This window comes from Catenuloplanes indicus, assembly GCF_030813715.1.
Taxonomy (GTDB): domain Bacteria; phylum Actinomycetota; class Actinomycetes; order Mycobacteriales; family Micromonosporaceae; genus Catenuloplanes; species Catenuloplanes indicus.
This window is the reverse complement of sequence record NZ_JAUSUZ010000001.1, coordinates 3,037,184-3,055,559: the sequence shown is the minus strand read 5'-3', so window position 1 is coordinate 3,055,559 and position 18,376 is coordinate 3,037,184. Positions and strand designations below refer to the sequence as shown.

The window sequence follows — 18,376 nt, the reverse complement described above, 5'->3', positions numbered from 1 at the left end:
CGGATCAGCGGCGGCGGGCCAGGAAGGCGATGCCGGCCAGCCCGCCCGTGATCAGCAGTAGCACGCCCACGTTGACCGCCAGCATGCCGCGCAGCCCGCCCATGCCCGCGAACAGGTCACCGGCCGGGTCCACCGCCTGCTGCTCGTTGATCCGCTCGCCGCCGCCGATACCGCCGGTCATCACGTCCGTGGTCTCCGGCAGCGGCGCGCCGGCCAGGCGCAAGGCGTTCGGCATGTTGAGCCGGCCGAAGAACCACGCCTCGGTGGCCCGCCCGTCCGGCTGCTCGCCCGGCCGGAACGCACGCGGACCGCCCTCGGCCAGCGGGTAGAGGTCGTACGCGTAGCGGTCCTTGTCCCCGTACCGGATGATCACCGTGTATTTCGGGCCGAGCGTGCTCCGGTCCGGCACCGCGGCCCGGCCGTTCTCCCCGGTCAGCCAGCTGACCTGGCTGAGCATCGCGTCGAACAGCTCGTCGCCGTCCTCCTCGGTGATCTCGACCGAGCCGTCCAGATCATCGCCGGACAGGATGACCGCGGTGGGCTTCGCGTCGTCGGCCAGCGCCGGGCTCGGGCCGGTGAGCAGCGCGGTCACGGCCAGCAGCGCGAGCGCGGCGCCGGTGACGAACCGCCGGACGTTCTCTCGGATCATGAAACCCGCCCGTTCCTCGGATCCAGACCTCAACCCTGCGTACCCATCTAGAGTTCGCAGAACACGCGATCGTTGCACCGGTCGTGACCGGAATTTGGAACCATCTGCCACTCGCGGCCGACCAAGGGCGTGAATCCTTGATCAGTCGCCGCATCGTAACCAGCTGGAGGTATCTGATGGGTCTCAGGGGCGCACGCTGGACACTCGCGGTCTGTGCCGGGCTGCTGGGCGCGGTCGTCGGTGCGTCGCCCGCGCTCGCCCACAACTCCTTCACGGGCAGCAACCCGGAGGACGGCGCGACCGTGGAGAAGGCGCCGAAGGAGATCGAGCTGCGGTTCCTGGACGCGGTCGACGAGAACGGCACCAAGATCACCATTACCGGACCGGGCGGCGCGTCCGGACTGGACGGTGCCGTGCGCTTCGACGGTAAGAAGGTCTTCGCCCCGCTCGCCGCGGAGCGCGCCGGTGAGTACACGGTGGCCTACGAGATCCCGTCCGACGACGGCCACCCGGTGCAGGGCGACTTCGCCTTCACGCTGACCGAGGCGGCCGTGGCCGCGGCCTCTCCGACGCCGTCCACCGCCCCGTCCTCCGCCGCACCCGCGCCGTCCGCGACCACGGCCGTGCCCGCGACGGACGCACCGGTGCTGAATCCCACCGCGTCGAACGCCGACGAGGACGGCACACCGTGGTGGCCCTGGGTGGTCGGCGGCGCGCTGCTGGTCATCGCGATCACCGGCGGCGCCCTCGCCTGGGGCCGCCGCACCGCCGCCTCCTGACGCTGCCGAGGGCCAGCCGGCCGGCTGGCCGTGCGAGGCGGCATGTCCGGTGGTCCGGGACGGCCGTCCTTGTTCCGCCCGGAGAACCGGCCCGTGAATCCGGCCGAGTCTCCGGGCGGTATCGACCCCGCGGGCGTCAGCGATCGGCGCCGGGCAGCCCGTAGTGACCCGCGCCGGGCAGGGCGTGTGCCAGGCGGCAGCGATCGGGCCGGGCGGCCGGGTGCCGGTCAGGCGGTGAGCTTGGCGTGGGCCGCGCGGAGGCGGGCGAGCGTACGGTCGCGGCCGAGGGCCTCCAGCGACTCGAAGAGCGGCAGGCCGACCGTGCGGCCGGTGACCGCCACCCGGACCGGCGCCTGGGCCTTGCCGAGCTTGAGCCCGCGCTCCGCGCCGACCGCCTCCAGCGTGGCCTTGAGCGGCTCCGGTGACCAGTCGGTCTGTGCCTCGTACGCGGTGATGGCGGCGGCCAGCAGGTCGGCCGCGCCCTCCTTCATCGCCTTCGCCCAGGCGGCCTCGTCGACCGGCGGCTCCGGCAGGAACAGGAAGTCCACGTTCTGGTTGATCTCGCTGAGCAGCGCGATCCGGGTCTGGGCCAGCTCCGCCACCTTCGCGAAGACCAGCGGGTCGAAGTCCTCGGCGGCCCACGGTCCGTTCGCCAGGAACGGCTGCACGGCGGCGATGAAGTCGTCCAGGCTCAGCGCGCGGATGTACTCACCGTTGAACGCGCGCAGCTTCTTCTCGTCGAAGAACGCGGGGGAGGGGTTGACCTCCTCCAGCCGGAACTCGTCCTCGATGACCGACCACGGCACGATCTCCCGGTCGCCGGACGGTGCCCAGCCGAGCAGCATCAGGTAGTTGCGCATCGCGTCCGCGAGGTAGCCCTCGTCCCGGTACTGCTCCAGCGCCACCTTGTCGCGGCGCTTGGACAGCTTCTGCCGCTTCTCGTTGACCACCACCGGGACGTGCGCCCAGACCGGCGGCTTCACGCCCAGCGCCTCCCACAGCAGCTGCTGCTTCGGCGTGTTCGGCAGGTGCTCCTCGGCGCGGATCACGTGCGTGATGCCCATGATCATGTCGTCGACCACGTTCGCCAGCAGGAACACCGGCGAGCCGTCGCCGCGCGCGATGACGAAGTCCTCCAGGTTCTTGTTCTCGAACGTGGGCTCGCCGCGGACCAGGTCGACCACGACCGTGGCGCCCTCGTCCGGCGTGCGGAACCGCAGCGCGCGGCCCTCGCCCGGCTCCAGCCCCTTGTCCCGGTGGAAGCCGTCGTAGCCCTGGTGCTGCGAGCCGTTGCGGGCCTGCACGTCCTCGCGGGTGCAGTCGCAGTAGTAGGCGCGGCCGGCGTCGAACAGCTTCTTCGCGGCCTCGCGGTGCTGCGCCGCGTTCGCCGACTGGAAGTGCGGGCCCTCGTACGTGCCGCGCCGGATGCCGATCCAGTCGAGCGCGTTCAGGATGCCCTCGGTCCACTCCGGCTTGTTGCGCGCCGCGTCGGTGTCCTCGACACGCAGTACGAACACCCCGCCCTGCTGCTTGGCGTAGATCCAGTTCTGCAGCGCCGAGCGGGCACCGCCGACGTGGAACATGCCAGTGGGAGAGGGGGCGAATCGCACACGTACCGTCACCCGCTCAGCCTAACCGCGCGCTCCACCGGTTTCCGATGCGGCCCGTCACCGGACGGCGGTGAAGACCACCACCGCCACCACCGCGAGTACGGCGGCCGTGATCAGGTGGACGGTCAGCCGGACGAGCGCGCGGGTGTCGGTGGCGGAGAAGCCGGCACCGTCCACCGCGATCCGGGTCGGCCGCGACTCGTCGTAGACGACCGTGACCCGGCTGCCGGACACCCCGGTCGCGGTCTGCCAGCGGCCGGGGCGGGCGATCACCTCGTGGTCGTTGACCGTACGGAAGCGGACGACCGGCGAGAACGCGTCCGGGCCGGTGCCCTGGGGCACCCGCTGCGTGTCGATGATCTCGCCGGGTACCCGCCGGCCGGTGCGCAGCAGCACGGTGGCGGCGCGGTAGCGGACCACCGCGGTGGCGGCGACCACGACCGCGACCGTGAGCAGCGAGATCAGGATCAGCAGCGGGATCGGCACCGGTCCAGGGTAGGTGATCAGCGGACCGAGCGGATCTTGAGGACGAACGCGCTGCCGATCAGCGTGATCACCGCGGTCAGCACGTAGAGCGTGGGGTAACCGCCGAGGTGGACCACGATCGGTGCGGACAGCAGCGGGCCGAGGACCTGGGGTGCGGCGTTCGCGATGTTGATGACGCCGAGGTCCTTGGCGCGGTTCACGGCGGCCGGCAGCACCTCGGTGATCAGCGCGGCGTCGACCGCGAGGTAGACGCCGTAGCCGCCGCCGAGCAGCACCGCGGCCACGATCGCGGCCGGGAAAGTCGGCCAGATCGCGAGGATCAGCGCGGCCACGGCCATCTCGACGCCGGACCAGATGACGAACGCCTTGCGCCGGCCGGACCGGTCGGAGATGCGGCCGGAGATCACGGCGGTGGCCATCATGCCCGCGGTGTAGAGCAGGATCAGGATCAGCAGCCCGGTCTCCGGGTCCGGATGCCGCACGCCGTCGGTCAGGAAGTAGAGCAGGTAGAGCGTGCCGAACGCATTGCCGAGCTGGACCAGGAAGCGGGTGCCCCAGGCCCAGGCGAAGTCCGGGTGCCGGCGCGGGCTGATCCACATCTCGGCGACCAGCGCACGCGGGGACAGCGGCGGGCGGTGGCCGCGCGGCAGCGGGTCGTCCGCGGTGCGCAGCGCGAACGGCAGGCCGAGCAGCAGCAGCGCGACCGCGACCGCGGTGTAGCCGCTGACCGTGCCGGTGAAGACCGCGGTGACCAGCACCGCGCCGACCACCAGGCCGAGCGACTGGGGGATGCCGACCCAGCCGGAGACCGCGGCCCGCTGCGCGACCGGCACCCGGTCCGGCACGGCCGCGGTCAGCGAGGCCAGCATGGCGTTCAGGAAGATCTGCACGGCGGTCCAGCAGAGCGCGACGCCGAGGAGCGTCTGCTGCCGGGACAGCAGCAGCAGGCCGAGCGCGGCGAGCACGGTGCCGCCGAACGTCCAGGCGTGCCGCCGGCCCAGCTCGCGGCCGCCGATGCGCACGCAGGTGCGGTCGGAGAGCGCACCGGCCAGCGGGTTCGCGATGATCGCGGCGAACGCGCCGGCCGCCATCACCCACGCGAGCGCTGCCTCCTTGCTAGCCGGTGCGATGCGCTCGATCTGTAGCGGCAGCAGCACCTGGATCGGGGTGAAGAACGCCATCCAGAGGCCGAGGTTCGCGCTGAACAGCAGCAGGATCCAGCCGCGGTGCACGCGGGCGGTGGGCTCGGCCAGCGCGGTCGGCAGCGACGTGGGTGTTGGATCGACGGTGGTCAGGAGCCACCTCCGGTCTCCGGCGTCGGGCGGATGATCCGCACGACGGCAGAAGGTGAAAGTTGCTCGGACTGTAGTCGCTCGGCGCGTCGTGCGGAAGCCCACCGGAAATGACCGTCTTGCACCTAAGCTCCCGGTTGTCCAGCAAGGTGACCAGGGGAAGGCGACGCCGGATGGTCGTGGTGGAACGGCACGGCCGCGTCGACGCGCCGGCAGAGGCGGTGTGGGACGTGGTCCGGCGCGCGGAGACCCTGCCGCGCTGGCTGGCCGGCGTGGCCCGGTGCGAGCAGGACGGCGACGGCCACGGTGCCCGCCGGCGCCTGACCGGTGACACCGGCACGGTGGTACCGGCCCGGATCATCGCCTACCGCGAGCCCTCGCTGATCGCCTGGCGGGAGTGCGCGGACGCGGACGCGCCCGGCGACCCGCCGCCGGTGCCGCTCGCGCGGGTCAGCGCGGAACTGCACGTGGAGCTGCGCCCGGACGGCGACGGCACGCTGATCCGGCTGATCCGGGTGCACCGCCCGGCCGGTTTCTGGCGCGGCGTGGCGCTGCGTCTGTTCGGAGTGCGCCGGATCGCGGCCCGCCTGGACCGCTCGCTGGCCGTGCTCGCGGCCGGCCGCATGCGCCGCACCGACGCGGACGCCCCGGCGCAGGCCGAGGACCTCGCGGCCCGGATGCGCCGGCTGGACGCGGGGTTCGCCGTGCGGATGCGGCGGTACCGGGACCCGGGCGCGGATGCGCCGGAACCGCGCGAGCCGCTCGTACGACGTACCGTGCGCTGATTTGATCCTCTAGAGGCGGAAGCGGCTGACCAGCGTCTGCAGGTGGCCCGCGGTCCCGCTGAGCGCGGTGGCCGCGTCCTGCGAGGTGTCCACCGCGCCGCGGGTCGTCTCGACGGTGTCGTTGACCCGGGTCATGGTCGCCGCGATCTGCTCGCTGCCCTGCGCCACCTCGCCGATGTTGCGGGCCATCTCGTTCGTGGTCGCGGCCTGCTCCTCGACCGCGGCCGCGATCGCGTTCTGGAAGTCGTTGACCCGGGTGATCGTCGCGGTGATCGCCTCGATCGCCTGGACCGCCTTCGCGGTGTCGGCGTCGATCGCGGACACCCGCGCGGTGACGTCCTCGGTGGCCCGCGCGGTCTCCTGCGCCAGCTCCTTCACCTCGCCCGCGACCACCGCGAAGCCCTTGCCGGCCGCGCCCGCCCGGGCCGCCTCGATGGTCGCGTTCAGCGCCAGCAGGTTCGTCTGCTCCGCGATGCTGGCGATCAGCTTCACCACGTCCGCGATCTTCTCGCTGGACACCCGCAACTCGTCGATCACGTCCGCGGCCCTCTTGGTCAGGCCAACGCCGTCCCGGCCGGCCGACGCGGCCTCCTGCGCGTTGCTGGAGATCTCGCTGATCGACGCGCCCATCTCCTCCGCACCGGCCGCGACCGTGGAGACCGCGCGGGACACGTCCGCCGCGGTCTCACCGGCCACGCCCGCCTCGGCCGCCGCGGTGGACGACGCGGCGGCCAGCTCGCCGCCGACCTCCGCCACCCGGCCCGCGGCCTGCGCGACCTGGTGGGACGCGTCGGTGACCTCGCTCATCAGCTCGCGCAGGCCGGTGACCGCGGTGTTCAGCGCATGGCCCATGTTGGCGATCTCGTCGCCGCCGGAGGGCGACACCCGGACCGTCAGGTCTCGCTCGGCCAGCCCGGCCAGCGCGCCGGTCAGGTCGCCGACCCGGCGGGAGATCCGGCGGGCCTGGACGTAGGCGAGCACGCCGCCGCCGATCGCCAGGATCAGGCCGACCGCGATGAACGCGGTGAGCATCTCGGTGCGGCCCGCCTCGACCTTGTCCAGCGCGGCGGAGTAGTCCGGCAGGTAACCGCCCACCGCGATCGCCCACTTGTACGGCTCGTAGTAGGTGACCACGGTGCGGGTGTCCGCGATCGCGGTGTCGGTCGTGCCGGCCAGCTGGTACGTGGCTGTGCTGTTGGCCCCGGCTTCTAGCTTCTCCGCCGTGGTGATGATCTCCTCGACGTAGCGGGTGCCGTCCGCGTCGGTGGCGTCCAGGAGCGTCTGGTCGACCGCCTCCGGGATGTCGGAGGCGATCACCCGGCCACGGTCGGCGGCGGCGGCGCTGAGCACCGAGACCCAGCCGTTCTGGCCGACCTCGGTCTCCGCGATCGTGCCGGTGAGCTCCGCGATCGCCTCGGCCTGCGGCACGCCGTAGAAGAGCGAGCCGATCACGCGGCCGCCGGCGTCCTTGATCGGGTCGTACGCGGTGATGAACCAGGTGCCGACCACCTGCGCCACGCCGCGGTAGGACTTGCCCGACTTGATCGCGGCCGCGACCGCGTTGTCCGTGCCGTCCGCGTTCTTCGCCGGGATATATGTGCCGATCGCCCGGTTGCCGCTCGCCGCCTTCACGTTCGTGGCGACGCGCAGCAGGTCACCGGCCTCGTTCATGCGCTGGAACACGGTGACGTAGCCGCCGATGAGCTGGGTGATGTCGTCGACCAGCGGCGTGGCGGCCTGGAGGTTGCGGTTCTGGCCGAGCCACTGCCCGTCGACCTCGGCGCGCGGTAGTGAGACCGTGGTCTTCGCCTGCGTGACCTGGTTGGTGGCCTCCCAGGTGGCGGTCTGCTCACTGTTCAGGCTCATGCCGCCCTGACGGGCCAGGTACCTGTTCGCGCTGTCCATGTCCCGGTTGACCTGGTTCTGCACCGTGTCGCCGGACGCCTTCACCAGCTGGGTGATGCCCGCGCTGACGTGGTTGAGATCCTCCTGGGTGAGCGAGTTCACGCTCTCCTCGGTGGTCTCCTGGAACGAGGCGGACTCGTAGGCGCCGACGCCGACCAGGATCGTGGCGGTGACCAGAACCCCGCCGACGCCCAGCATCAGCAGCTTGTGCCGCAGCTGAAACCCGTTCTGCAACCGTCCTGCACGCATGACCGACCAGATCGACCGATCATGTCCGGTTCTGAGGCGAAATCGAAAAATCCCCCGCCGACCGGTTATATCCGGTCGACGGGGGATCTGTGGGGCTAAATCAGGAATCGCCGCCGGTCTCGCCGACCGGCGCCGCGTGCACGTCGTCGATCGCGTACTTGCGGGCCGCGTCCGCCGGGACCCCGGCCGGTACCTTGCCGTCCAGCGCGAGCTGGCGCAGCGTGGCCACCGTGATCGACTCCGCGTCCACGTGGAAGTGGCGGCGCAGCGCGTGCCGGGTGTCCGACATGCCGAAGCCGTCCGTGCCCAGCGACGTGTACGACCCCGGGATCCACCGGGAGATCAGGTCCGGCACCGCGCGCATGAAGTCGCTGACCGCGACGACCGGGCCCTCGACGCCGGACAGCTTCTCCTGGACGTACGGCTTGCGCGGCGCGTCGCCCGGGTGCATCAGGTTGTACTCCTCGACCTCGACCGCGTCGCGGCGCAGCTCGGTCCAGGAGGTCACCGACCACACGTCCGCGGCCACGCCCCAGTCCTGCGCCAGCTGCTGCTGCGCCTTGAGCGCCCAGCCCATGCCGGTGCCGGAGGCCAGGATCGCCGCCTTGGGCGCGTCGCCGTCCACCGCCGGGGCGGGGGAGTAGCGGTAGATGCCCTTGAGCAGGCCCTCCACGTCCAGGTCGTCCGGCTGGGCCGGCTGGATGATCGGCTCGTTGTAGACGGTGAGGTAGTAGAAGACGTTCTCCTGCTTCTCGCCGTACATCCGGTGCAGGCCGTTCTCGACGATGTGCGCGATCTCGAACCCGAACGCCGGGTCGTACGCGACGACCGCCGGGTTCGTGGCCGCGAGCAGCAGCGAGTGACCGTCCTCGTGCTGCAGACCCTCACCGTTGAGCGTGGTGCGGCCCGCGGTGGCGCCGATCACGAAGCCGCGCGTCATCTGGTCGGCCGCGGCCCAGAAGCCGTCGCCGGTGCGCTGGAACCCGAACATCGAGTAGAAGATGTAGAGCGGGATCATCGGCTCGTCGTGCGTGGCGTAGGACGAGCCCGCGGCCGTGAACGACGCGACCGAGCCGGCCTCGTTGATGCCCTCGTGCAGGATCTGGCCGGTCGTCGCCTCCTTGTACGACAGGAAGAGCTCACGGTCCACGGACGTGTAGTTCTGGCCGTGCGGCGAGTAGATCTTCTTCGTCGGGAACAGCGAGTCCAAGCCGAACGTGCGCGCCTCGTCCGGGATGATCGGTACCCAGCGCTTGCCGAACTCCTTGTCCTTCATCAGGTCCTTGAGGAGCCGGACGAAGGCCATCGTGGTGGCGACCTTCTGCTTGCCCGAGCCGCGCTTGATGTCGCCGAACGTCTCGGTCGCCGGGATCGCCAGCTTCTTCGCCCGGGTCCGCCGGGACGGCAGATAACCGCCGAGCGCGCGCCGGCGCTCCTGCAGGTACTGCATCTCCTCGGAGTCCTCCGCCGGCTTGTAGTACGGCGGCAGGTACGGGTTCTCCTCGAGCTGCTTGTCCGAGATGTCCAGATAGAGGCGGTCGCGGAACTTCTTCAGGTCGTCCAGCGTCAGCTTCTTCATCTGGTGCGTGGCATTGCGCGCCTCGAAGTGCGACCCGAGCGTCCAGCCCTTGATCGTCTTCGCCAGGATCACGGTCGGCTGACCGGTGTGCTCGGTCGCCGCCTTGTACGCCGCGTAGAGCTTCCGGTAGTCGTGACCGCCGCGCTTCAGGCCCCAGATCTCGTCGTCCGACAGACCCTCGACCATCTTGCGGGTACGCGGATCGCGGCCGAAGAAGTTCTCCCGGACGTACAGGCCCGACTCGGCCTTGTACGTCTGGTAGTCACCGTCCGGCGTGGTGTTCATCAGGTTGACCAGCGCGCCGTCCGAGTCCGCGGCGAGCAGCGGGTCCCACTCCCGGCCCCAGACGACCTTGATGACGTTCCACCCGGCACCGCGGAAGAACGACTCCAGCTCCTGGATGACCTTGCCGTTGCCGCGCACCGGACCGTCCAGGCGCTGCAGGTTGCAGTTGACCACGAAGGTGAGGTTGTCCAGCTCCTCACGCGCGGCCAGGCCGATCGCGCCGAGCGACTCGACCTCGTCCATCTCACCGTCGCCGAGGAACGCCCACACGTGCTGGTCGGACGTGTCCTTGATGCCGCGGTGGTGCAGGTAGCGGTTGAACCGGGCCTGGTAGATCGCGTTCATCGGGCCGAGGCCCATGGACACGGTCGGAAACTCCCAGAAGTCCGGCATCAGACGCGGGTGCGGGTACGACGGCAGGCCGCCCCCGCGGTGCGACAGTTCCTGGCGGAACCCGTCCAGCTTGTCCTCGGTGAGGCGCCCCTCCAGGTAGGCGCGCGCGTACATGCCCGGCGACGCGTGGCCCTGGAAGTAGATCTGGTCGCCGCCGCCCGGGTGGTCCTTGCCGCGGAAGAAGTGGTTGAAGCCCACCTCGTAGAGGCTGGCCGAGGACGCGTACGTCGAGATGTGGCCACCGACGCCGATCTCCGGCCGCTGCGCGCGGTGCACCGTCATCGCGGCGTTCCACCGGATGTAGGCGCGGATCCGGCGCTCGATCATCTCGTCGCCGGGGAACCAGGGCTCCTGCTCCGGCGGGATGGTGTTGATGTAGTCGGTCGACGTCAGCGGCGGCACACCCACCTGACGCTCCCGCGCCCGCTCCAGCAGTCGAAGCATGACGTAGCGCGCACGCTTGGCGCCGCCCTCGTCGATCACTCCATCAAGCGACTCGACCCACTCGCTCGTCTCTTCGGGGTCGATGTCCGGAAGCTGGCTTGGTAGGCCATCGCTGATGACCGGGCGCTTGCGTTCCGTGGCCACGGGCATTCCTCAGGGTAGATGGAATCGGTCTATCTGTGGGATAAGTCTCTCCGGTCATCCTGCCTCGTGTGACGGGGGGCGTCACGCTTACCACCGTCAGACGCGATGCTTGACACAGATACCGCACGGTAACTTTCGCTTAACGAGGCAGACGGCCGGGGTGGAAGACTGCGCGTCATGCGCACCGAGGTGATCACCGTCCGCACCGGGGGCCGCCCCGCCGTCGCGGACATCACGGACCAAGCGGCCCGTTTCGTCGCAGGTCAGGGCGACGGCCTGCTCAACGTCTTCGTCCCGCACGCCACCGCCGGGGTGGCGATCCTGGAGACCGGCGCCGGCTCGGACGACGACCTGCTGACCGCGCTGGACGACCTGCTGCCCACGGACGACCGATGGCGGCACCGGCACGGCTCGCCGGGCCACGGCCGGGACCATGTGATGCCCGCCTTCGTGCCACCGCACGCCACGCTGCCGGTGCTCAACGGCCGGATCACGCTCGGCACCTGGCAGTCCATCTGCCTGGTCGACCCGAACGGCGACAACCCCGAGCGGCAGGTCCGTTTCTCGTTCCTGCCCGGCTAGATTCTCCGGCATGAGCGACGTCACCCCCGCCGCACCGGTCGACTCGACGATCACCGGCGTGATCGTCTACCCGGACCGCGCCCGCGTCACCCGGCACGCCACCGTACGACTGCCGGCCGGCGATCACACCGTGCCGCTCGGTCCGCTGCCGGCGGCCGTCGACGCAAGCTCGGTGCGGGTCGGCGGGCGGGGCGCGGCCACCGTGCTCGGCGTGGACGTGACCACGTTCTTCGCGGCGCGCAGCGCGGACCCCGAGGTGGTGGCGCTGGAGGAGCGGCGGCGCGCGCTGGAGGACGCGCAACGCGAGCTGGACGACGACGCCGCGATCGAGAAGGAGCGCGCGGAGTTCCTGCACGAGCTGGGCCGGCGGGCCGGCACGAGCTACGCGAAGGCGCTTGCCGAGGGTACGGCCGCGCCCGGCGCGATCGCGGGCTTCGGCGACTCGCTGGCCGAGCAGCTCGCGGCCGGCAAGGCCCGGCAGCGCGCGGCGGCTCAGCGCCGGGAACGGCTGGACGACGAGCTCTCCGCGGTGCATCGCGAGCTGGAGGCGCTCTACCGGAAGACGGCGCCGGACCGGCTGGTGGCGATGGTCGCGCTGGAGATGGCGCACACCGGCGCCGTCGAGCTGGAGCTGTCCTACGTGACGCACGGCGCCTCCTGGGAGTCCAGCTACGACGTGCGGCTCGACGCGGACGGGGACACGCTCACGCTGACCTGGTTCGGGCTGGTGTCGCAGCACACCGGCGAGGACTGGCCGGAGACCGACCTGCGGCTGTCCACCGCGCGCCCGGCCGGCCTGGTCACGGTGCCGGACCTCGACCCGTGGTTCCTGGACCGGCACCGGCCGGCCCCGCCGACGCCGCCGCCCGCGCCGATGCCCGTCTACGGTGCGTCCTACGACATGGCCGACGCGCCGGTGGCGGTGGCCGGGCCGCCGGTCGCGGCCGGGGCGGCGAGGATGGCCCGGGCCAAGGTCGTGGAGGCGGTCGCCACCGTGGAACAGGGCGCGGCCGCGGCCACCTACCGCCCGGCCCGTCCGGTCGCGGTCCCGGCGGACGGCACCTCGCACCGGGCCGTGGTCGCGTCGCTGGAGCTGCCGGCCCGGCTCGATCACGTGACCGCGCCGGTCCGGGACACCGGCGCGTACCTGCGCGCCACCGTGACCAACGCCAGCGAGCACACGCTGCTGCCCGGCCCGGCCGCGGTGTTCCACGGCGGGGACTTCGTCGGGCGTACCCGGCTGAAGCCCTGGGCCCCGGGCGAGGAACTGGAGCTGGCGCTCGGCGTCGACGACCGGGTACGGGTGGAGCGCGAGCAGACCCGGCGCACCGCGACCAAGGCCGCGTTGTCGTCCACCCGCCGCCGCGAGGCGGAGTACACGATCACGATCGGCAACCACACGCCCCGTGCGGCGCAGATCACCGTGCTGGACCAGCTGCCGGTGTCCCGGGACGAGGCGATCGCGGTGCGCGAGACCCGGTTCGACCCGGCACCGGCCGAGCGCACCGAGATGGGCGAGCTGACCTGGAAGCTGCAGGTCCCGCCCGGCGAGACGCGGACCGTCGTGTTCGGATTCCGCGCCGAGATCGGCAAGGGCGTCGAGCTGGACGGGTGGCGTGAGTGAACGGTCTCCATCAGACCGTTCGAGTGGCCCCGGGCGGCGCGGGTCGGTAATGCTTTCGGGGTGACCACCCCTCAAGATCTCGACGAGCGGTTCCGGGAGGCGGTCGGCGCGCTGACCAAGCCGGACGAGCGGCGGACGTCCGCCGACCCCGTCCGGGACGGCAGCGGGCTGACCGGCGCCCGGGCGCTCGAACTCTTCGACGCCCAGCTCACCAGCCGGCACCTCGACCTGGCCTCGCGCTGGCTGCGCAGCTTCGGCGAGGGGTTCTACACGATCGGCTCGTCCGGCCACGAGGGCAACGCGGCGGTCGCGTCCGCGGTCCGGCACACCGACCCGGCGCTGCTGCACTACCGCTCCGGCGGCTTCTACTGTGCGCGCGCGGTCCAGGCGGCCGGTGGCGAGTCGCCGCTCGGCGCCGGGCCCCGGCACGCCGCGACCGAGCACGACGACGGCGTCTCGCTGGCCGAGGCGGCCCGCGACGTGCTGCGCGGCTTGATCGCGTCCAGCCAGGAGCCGATCGCGGGCGGCCGGCACAAGGTCTTCGGCAACGCGGCGCTGCACGTGGTGCCGACCACGTCCACGGTCGCGTCGCACCTGCCCCGGGCGGTCGGCACCGCGGTCGCGATCGAGCACGGCCGGCACCTGGCGTCCGTGGAGCGGCCCGGCCCGTCCCGCCCGGCGCCGGTCTCGCCGTGGCCCGCGGACGCGATCGTGGTCGCCTCGTTCGGCGACGCGTCGGTCAACCACGCCAGCGCGCAGGCCGCGTTCAACACGGCCGGCTGGTCCGACCACTCCGGTGCCCGGGTACCGCTGCTGCTGGTCTGCGAGGACAACGGGCTCGGCATCAGCGTGCCGTCGCCGGAGGGCTGGGTCGCGGCGCTGCTGTCCACCCGGCCGGGCATCCGCTACTTCCACGCGGACGGTTGCGACCTGGCCGCCACCTACGACGCCGCGGCCGAGGCCGCCGGGTACGTGCGGAGCGAGCGCCGGCCGGCCGTGCTGCACCTGGAACTGGTCCGGCTGATGGGCCACGCCGGTGCGGACGCGGAGATCGGCTACCGCACCGCGGCCGAGCTGGCCGCGGACGTCGCCCGCGACCCGCTGGTCACGACCGCGCGGCTGCTGGTCGAGGCGGGGCTGGCCGGTCCGGCCGAGCTGATCGGGCGGTACGACGAGATCGGCTGGCTGGTCCGCAAGGTCGCGGAGGAGGTGCTGGGCGAGTCCAAGCTCGCCACCGCGGCCGAGGTGATGGCGCCGATCGCGCCGCGCCGGCCGGTGCGGACCGCGCACGCGATCACCGAGGCCGCGTCGTTCGCCGGCGGCCCGGGCGCGGCCGCGCGGGCGGCCGCGCTGGAGCGGCTGCCGGAGACGCGCGGGCCGCTCACGCTCGCCCAGACGATCAACGCGACGCTGGCCGACGCCGCGCTCACGTACCCCGGAATGATCGTTTTTGGTGAGGACGTGGCCGCCAAGGGCGGCGTCTACGGCGTGACCAAGGGCCTCGCCGACCGCTTCGGCCCGGACCGGGTGCTGGACACGCTGCTGGACGAGACGTCCATCCTGGGCTTGGGGCTCGGCGCCGGGCTGGCCGGCCTGCTCCCGGTGCCGGAGATCCAGTACCTGGCCTACCTGCACAATGCGGAGGACCAGCTGCGCGGCGAGGCCGCCACCATGCAGTTCTTCAGCCGCGGCGCGTACCGCAACCCGATGGTCGTACGGATCGCGGGGCTCGGCTACCAGGAGGGCTTCGGCGGCCACTTCCACAACGACAACTCGCTGGCCGTACTCCGCGACATCCCCGGCCTGGTGGTGGCCGTGCCGGCGCGCGCGGAGGACGCGGCGCCGATGCTGCGCACCGCGCTCGCGTCCGCGCAGACCGACGGCTCGGTGGTCGCGATCGTCGAGCCGATAGCGCTCTACCACACACGTGACCTGTACGCGGACGGCGACGGCGAGTGGCTGGCGCCCTACTCGGCCCCGGCCGGCTGGAACGCGGCACACGTGCCGATCGGGCGTGCCCGCGTCTATCCGCTCGGCTCCGCCGATGACCTGACGATCCTGACCTTCGGCAACGGGGTACGGATGTCGCTGCGCGTCGGCGCCCGCCTGGCCGCCGCCGGGTACGGCGTCCGCGTGGTCGACCTGCGGTGGCTCGCGCCGCTGCCGGTCGCCGACATCATCCGCGAGTCCGCCGCCACCGGCCGGGTGCTGATCGTGGACGAGACCCGGCGCTCCGGCGGCGTCGGCGAGGGCATCCTGGCCGCGCTGGTCGACGCCGGATTCGTCGGCGCCGCACGGCGTGTCGCGTCCGTCGACTCGTTCATCCCGCTCGGCCCGGCCGCCCGCCAGGTACTCGTTTCCGAGGACTCCATCGCCCAAGGTGCCCAGGCCCTGCTCGCCCCGTGACACTATGTATCCCGATGAGCTGGAAAGTCACCAGCGGAAGGCTCGGTGTGCCACTTGCGCCGGAGCCGGTAACTGTGTGGACTACCGGTCATCGGAAATGTTGGGGGAGACCTCGCAGCCGCCGCCCGGCGGACGAGGGATGAGCAGGAGACAAGGAGGCACTCAACAGTGAGCGCGACCGCTGGTCAGGCCGCCGACGGCGTACGGAGCCTGGCGGACCGGTTCGGCATCGAACCGGGCATGGTGGTCATGGAGATGGGGTACGACGAGGACGTCGACCACGATCTCCGCGACGCCCTGGCCGACCGTAGTGGCAACGACCTGGTCGACGAGGACACCGACGAGGTCGTCGACGTGGCGCTGGTCTGGTTCCGCGACGGCGACGGTGACCTGTTCGAGCTGCTCACCGACGCGCTCGGCCCGCTGGCCGACGCCGGTACGGTGTGGCTGCTGACGCCCAAGGCGGGCCGGGACGGCCACGTGGAGCCGAGTGAGATCAGCGAATCCGCACCGACCGCGGGTCTGACCCAGACCTCGACGGTGAACGCGGGCAAGGACTGGACCGCGGCGCGGCTCGTTACGCCGCGTGCCGTCCGCGCCAAGAAGTAGACAAGCTTGCCGGTCGCCCGCCCCGGGCGGCCGGATGGTTTCACCGTCGCGGCGGCACCGGGCCCGTGCCGTCGCGGCGAGGCGTGTCCAGCGACAGGAGGCGGCCGTGATCGGGGTGGGGGAGAAGGCTCCCGGCTTCCTGCTGCGGAACCAGAACAACCAGGAGGTCACGCTCGGCTCGTACCGTGGGCACAGATCGGTTCTGCTGGTCTTCTACCCGCTCGCGTTCACCAACACCTGCCAGGGCGAGTTCCACGAACTGCAGTCCCGGCTCGGCGACTACCAGAACGCCGCCGTGCAGGTGCTCACGGTCAGCGTCGACTCGATCTTCAGCCACAAGGTCTGGGCCGACCGCGAGGGCTTCACCTTCCCGCTGCTGTCCGACTTCTGGCCGCACGGCGAGGTCGCCCGCGCGTACGGCGTGCTGGACGAGCGGCGCGGCACCGCCGAACGCGGCACCTTCGTCATCGACCGCGACGGCATCGTCCGCTTCGCGGAATGCCAGGACCGCGCCCGCCCCCGCGACCAGTCCGCGTGGCGCGAAGCCCTGGCCTCACTCGGCTTCTGACGCCACCGCAAGGTAGGCTGTCGGCCACCGGATCACCTCCGGGCGCATAGCTCAGCGGAAGAGCATTCGCCTTACAAGCGAAGGGTCGCTGGTTCGAACCCAGCTGCGCCCACGGCCTTGGCCGCCCCCTGTCCGCCGTGTGCGCGGACCGGGGGCGGCCGTCATTCCGCTCCGGGGGCCGAGCCCCCGGAGGCCCCGCGGGCCGGGGGGCGGCTTGGGTGCGTCGGTGGCGGTTGCGTGTGTGGGACGGGGTTTCCTGACGGTTGCGTTTGTGTGGGACGGGGTTTCCTGACGGTTGCGTTTGTGTGGGACGGGGTTTCCTGACGCCCTGTGGGCTGGGGGCGGCCTGTTGTTGGGGGTCAGGGGCGGTCGATGGGGTGTTCGGCGTTGGCGGCGGGGGCGGTGAGGGCGGCCACGCGCGCGGCGAGGGCGTCGAGGACCTGTTGGGCGGTGGCGTCGGGGATGGCGTCGGCGAGGGCCTGGGGGGAGATGTCGGCGTCGCGGATGGCCTCGCTGAGTTGTTCGGCGGAGAGGCCGGACAGTGTGCTCTTGACGATCTGGGCGGAGTCGACCATCTGGGCGTTGGACGAGAGCAGGACGGTGAGGTCGCGCTGGATGGCCTGCAGACGGCGGAAGATCTCCGCGCGGTCGACGCCGCCGTTGTGGGTCGGCGAGACGCCCGGCGGGTAGCCGCCGTTGAAGAGCAGTCGCCAAAGGTCTTCGGCCGCAGCCATGTCGCCCTCCTCAGAGCTGTGTGACCGCCAGGTGGCGAGGGATTCGCCGGCGAGAATGGAGTAGATCCGGTCCATCGCGTCGCTGGTGGCCACGAAGCGGCGGATGAACGATATGTGCAGGTGCCAGAGGTGCGTGGAGTCGCGCCCCGGGTCCGGACCGGCGTCCGCGCCCACGCCGAGCGGCCGGCCGCCGGTCAGCACGTAGCAGTAGACGGACCGGTTGTCCTTGGTGCCGATGAACTCGCGGATGATCGGCACGCCGCCGATGTAGAGCCGCTCGTCCCGGGCCCGCGCTGCCACGTCGAGCCGGGACGTGTACCTGCGCATGGCGTCCGCGGACATAGTCAGGTCGAGGGCCGCCGCCTTGTCGCCCGGTCCCTGCCGGTCGGCGGCGACGTCCGCCCGCGAGTAGTCGCTGGTCGCGACCGCGTTGCGGTAGTTGTGATACCCCGGTTTGGCCGCGTAGATGCCGCCGAGCAGTGCGGACGGTTCCAATCTGTCGAATCGCTCCCACAGCGACCAGATCTCATCGGTGATCCGGGCCGGGTTGGGATTGCGCGCCACCAGCTGCACCTCCTTTTCGAACTGTCGCCATGACGATGAATATGCCCAATCGGAAGTGACGGTAGTGCTGCCCGGGACATCCGGCATGTCCTGAACGAGTGATCGACGATGTATTTCTGGCCCATACCGCCGGTGACCAGCAGCGATCCGCAAGGGGGAGTTGCCGGCGGCTCGCTCGAACGGGTGATGCGCGCAGATCATGCATCCACGGCGTGCCAGATTTCCACGGTCGTGGCCTGCGGTTTCATCCGTTGCCCGGGGCATTCACGCGTTCTGCGGCTTCTAACGTATTTCTCGTCCTTTGCCAAAGGTTCTTGGCCGCGAATGCCGCCTCGCGTGCAGAGTGACCACAACTGATTACACAACGTGGTCAAAGGGTGGTCGCCCCGCCGACAACACGGTCGTCGCCCCGGGCGGTCCGGCCGTGACCCTCGGCCGGAACCGCGTACTCCGGGACGACGGCCGCGCCGCCGGTCGGAGGAGCCTCGGACGGCGCGGAACCGCTCGATGTCCGCGCGACGAGGCGGTACGGCGGCGGTGATCCCGGTTGCGGTGGTGATCGCCGCCGTACGCCAGCAACTCTGCCCGGTCCCGAGCTGCCACGCCATCGGGAACACAGGCCGCGAAACAGTCCTTAACGGACTTTAACCGTGGCGGCTCGGACGAACCCGATCGGGGGATCTTGCGCC

General features: G+C 71.5%; 14 protein-coding genes and 1 tRNA gene. 8 read left to right on the top strand and 7 right to left on the bottom strand.

Annotated elements, in window-relative coordinates; genetic code table 11:
* Nucleotides 1-4 precede the first annotated feature (4 nt).
* Entirely contained in the window at nucleotides 5-649 is a 645-nt protein-coding gene (locus J2S42_RS13655; RefSeq protein WP_307239156.1) for a hypothetical protein, read from the bottom strand.
* Nucleotides 650-825: 176 nt separating this feature from the next.
* Between J2S42_RS13655 and J2S42_RS13650 the strand changes: the two genes are divergently transcribed.
* Nucleotides 826-1,428, top strand: a complete 603-nt coding sequence (locus J2S42_RS13650; protein ID WP_307239154.1) for a copper resistance CopC family protein — start codon at nucleotides 826-828, stop codon at nucleotides 1,426-1,428.
* Nucleotides 1,429-1,655: 227 nt separating this feature from the next.
* On the opposite strand, the gene gltX is transcribed toward J2S42_RS13650, so the two are convergent.
* The 3 genes from gltX to J2S42_RS13635 are packed head-to-tail and all read right to left on the bottom strand — an operon-like array spanning nucleotide 1,656 to nucleotide 4,819.
* Nucleotides 1,656-3,050, bottom strand: coding sequence for a glutamate--tRNA ligase (gene gltX / locus J2S42_RS13645; protein WP_307239152.1), 1,395 nt, complete (start codon nucleotides 3,048-3,050; stop codon nucleotides 1,656-1,658).
* Between the two features lie 45 nt (nucleotides 3,051-3,095).
* Nucleotides 3,096-3,524 carry a DUF3592 domain-containing protein gene (locus tag J2S42_RS13640; protein WP_307239150.1) on the bottom strand — a complete coding sequence of 143 codons (429 nt, stop codon included), beginning with the start codon at nucleotides 3,522-3,524 and terminating at the stop codon, nucleotides 3,096-3,098.
* A 17-nt stretch (nucleotides 3,525-3,541) separates the two neighbouring features.
* Nucleotides 3,542-4,819 (bottom strand): MFS transporter, encoded by a 1,278-nt coding sequence (locus J2S42_RS13635; RefSeq protein ID WP_307248747.1) that lies wholly within the window; start codon nucleotides 4,817-4,819, stop codon nucleotides 3,542-3,544.
* Nucleotides 4,820-4,926: 107 nt separating this feature from the next.
* On the opposite strand from J2S42_RS13635, the gene J2S42_RS13630 reads away from it, so the two are divergent.
* On the top strand, nucleotides 4,927-5,601 hold the full coding sequence (locus J2S42_RS13630) for an SRPBCC family protein (protein WP_307239148.1): 675 nt from the start codon (nucleotides 4,927-4,929) through the stop codon (nucleotides 5,599-5,601).
* A gap of 9 nt (nucleotides 5,602-5,610) precedes the next feature.
* Here the strand turns inward: J2S42_RS13630 and J2S42_RS13625 are convergent, their stop codons facing one another.
* Together J2S42_RS13625 and aceE are read right to left on the bottom strand one after the other, a co-directional pair.
* Complete coding sequence (locus tag J2S42_RS13625) at nucleotides 5,611-7,755, bottom strand: methyl-accepting chemotaxis protein (protein WP_307239146.1); 2,145 nt, start codon at nucleotides 7,753-7,755, stop codon at nucleotides 5,611-5,613.
* Nucleotides 7,756-7,855: 100 nt separating this feature from the next.
* The gene (aceE, locus tag J2S42_RS13620) at nucleotides 7,856-10,600 is read right to left on the bottom strand and encodes a pyruvate dehydrogenase (acetyl-transferring), homodimeric type (protein WP_307239144.1); all 2,745 of its coding nucleotides are present in this window, start codon (nucleotides 10,598-10,600) and stop codon (nucleotides 7,856-7,858) included.
* Between the two features lie 177 nt (nucleotides 10,601-10,777).
* Here aceE and J2S42_RS13615 point away from each other — a divergent pair, with 177 nt between their 5' ends.
* From J2S42_RS13615 to J2S42_RS13590, 6 genes are all read left to right on the top strand, one after another.
* The gene (locus J2S42_RS13615) at nucleotides 10,778-11,182 is read left to right on the top strand and encodes a YjbQ family protein (RefSeq protein WP_307239142.1); all 405 of its coding nucleotides are present in this window, start codon (nucleotides 10,778-10,780) and stop codon (nucleotides 11,180-11,182) included.
* Nucleotides 11,183-11,192: 10 nt separating this feature from the next.
* Entirely contained in the window at nucleotides 11,193-12,806 is a 1,614-nt protein-coding gene (locus J2S42_RS13610; protein WP_307239140.1) for a DUF4139 domain-containing protein, read from the top strand.
* Nucleotides 12,807-12,866: 60 nt separating this feature from the next.
* Nucleotides 12,867-15,212 (top strand): thiamine pyrophosphate-dependent enzyme, encoded by a 2,346-nt coding sequence (locus J2S42_RS13605; protein ID WP_307239138.1) that lies wholly within the window; start codon nucleotides 12,867-12,869, stop codon nucleotides 15,210-15,212.
* A gap of 168 nt (nucleotides 15,213-15,380) precedes the next feature.
* Nucleotides 15,381-15,821 carry a DUF3052 domain-containing protein gene (locus tag J2S42_RS13600; RefSeq protein ID WP_307239136.1) on the top strand — a complete coding sequence of 147 codons (441 nt, stop codon included), beginning with the start codon at nucleotides 15,381-15,383 and terminating at the stop codon, nucleotides 15,819-15,821.
* Between the two features lie 106 nt (nucleotides 15,822-15,927).
* Nucleotides 15,928-16,389 (top strand): peroxiredoxin, encoded by a 462-nt coding sequence (locus tag J2S42_RS13595; protein WP_307239134.1) that lies wholly within the window; start codon nucleotides 15,928-15,930, stop codon nucleotides 16,387-16,389.
* A gap of 40 nt (nucleotides 16,390-16,429) precedes the next feature.
* Nucleotides 16,430-16,501: transfer RNA gene (locus J2S42_RS13590), tRNA-Val, on the top strand.
* A 247-nt stretch (nucleotides 16,502-16,748) separates the two neighbouring features.
* Here J2S42_RS13590 and J2S42_RS13585 read toward each other — a convergent pair.
* Nucleotides 16,749-17,687: a hypothetical protein gene (locus J2S42_RS13585; protein ID WP_307239132.1), complete on the bottom strand. Its 939-nt coding sequence runs from the start codon at nucleotides 17,685-17,687 to the stop codon at nucleotides 16,749-16,751.
* Nucleotides 17,688-18,376 lie beyond the last annotated feature (689 nt).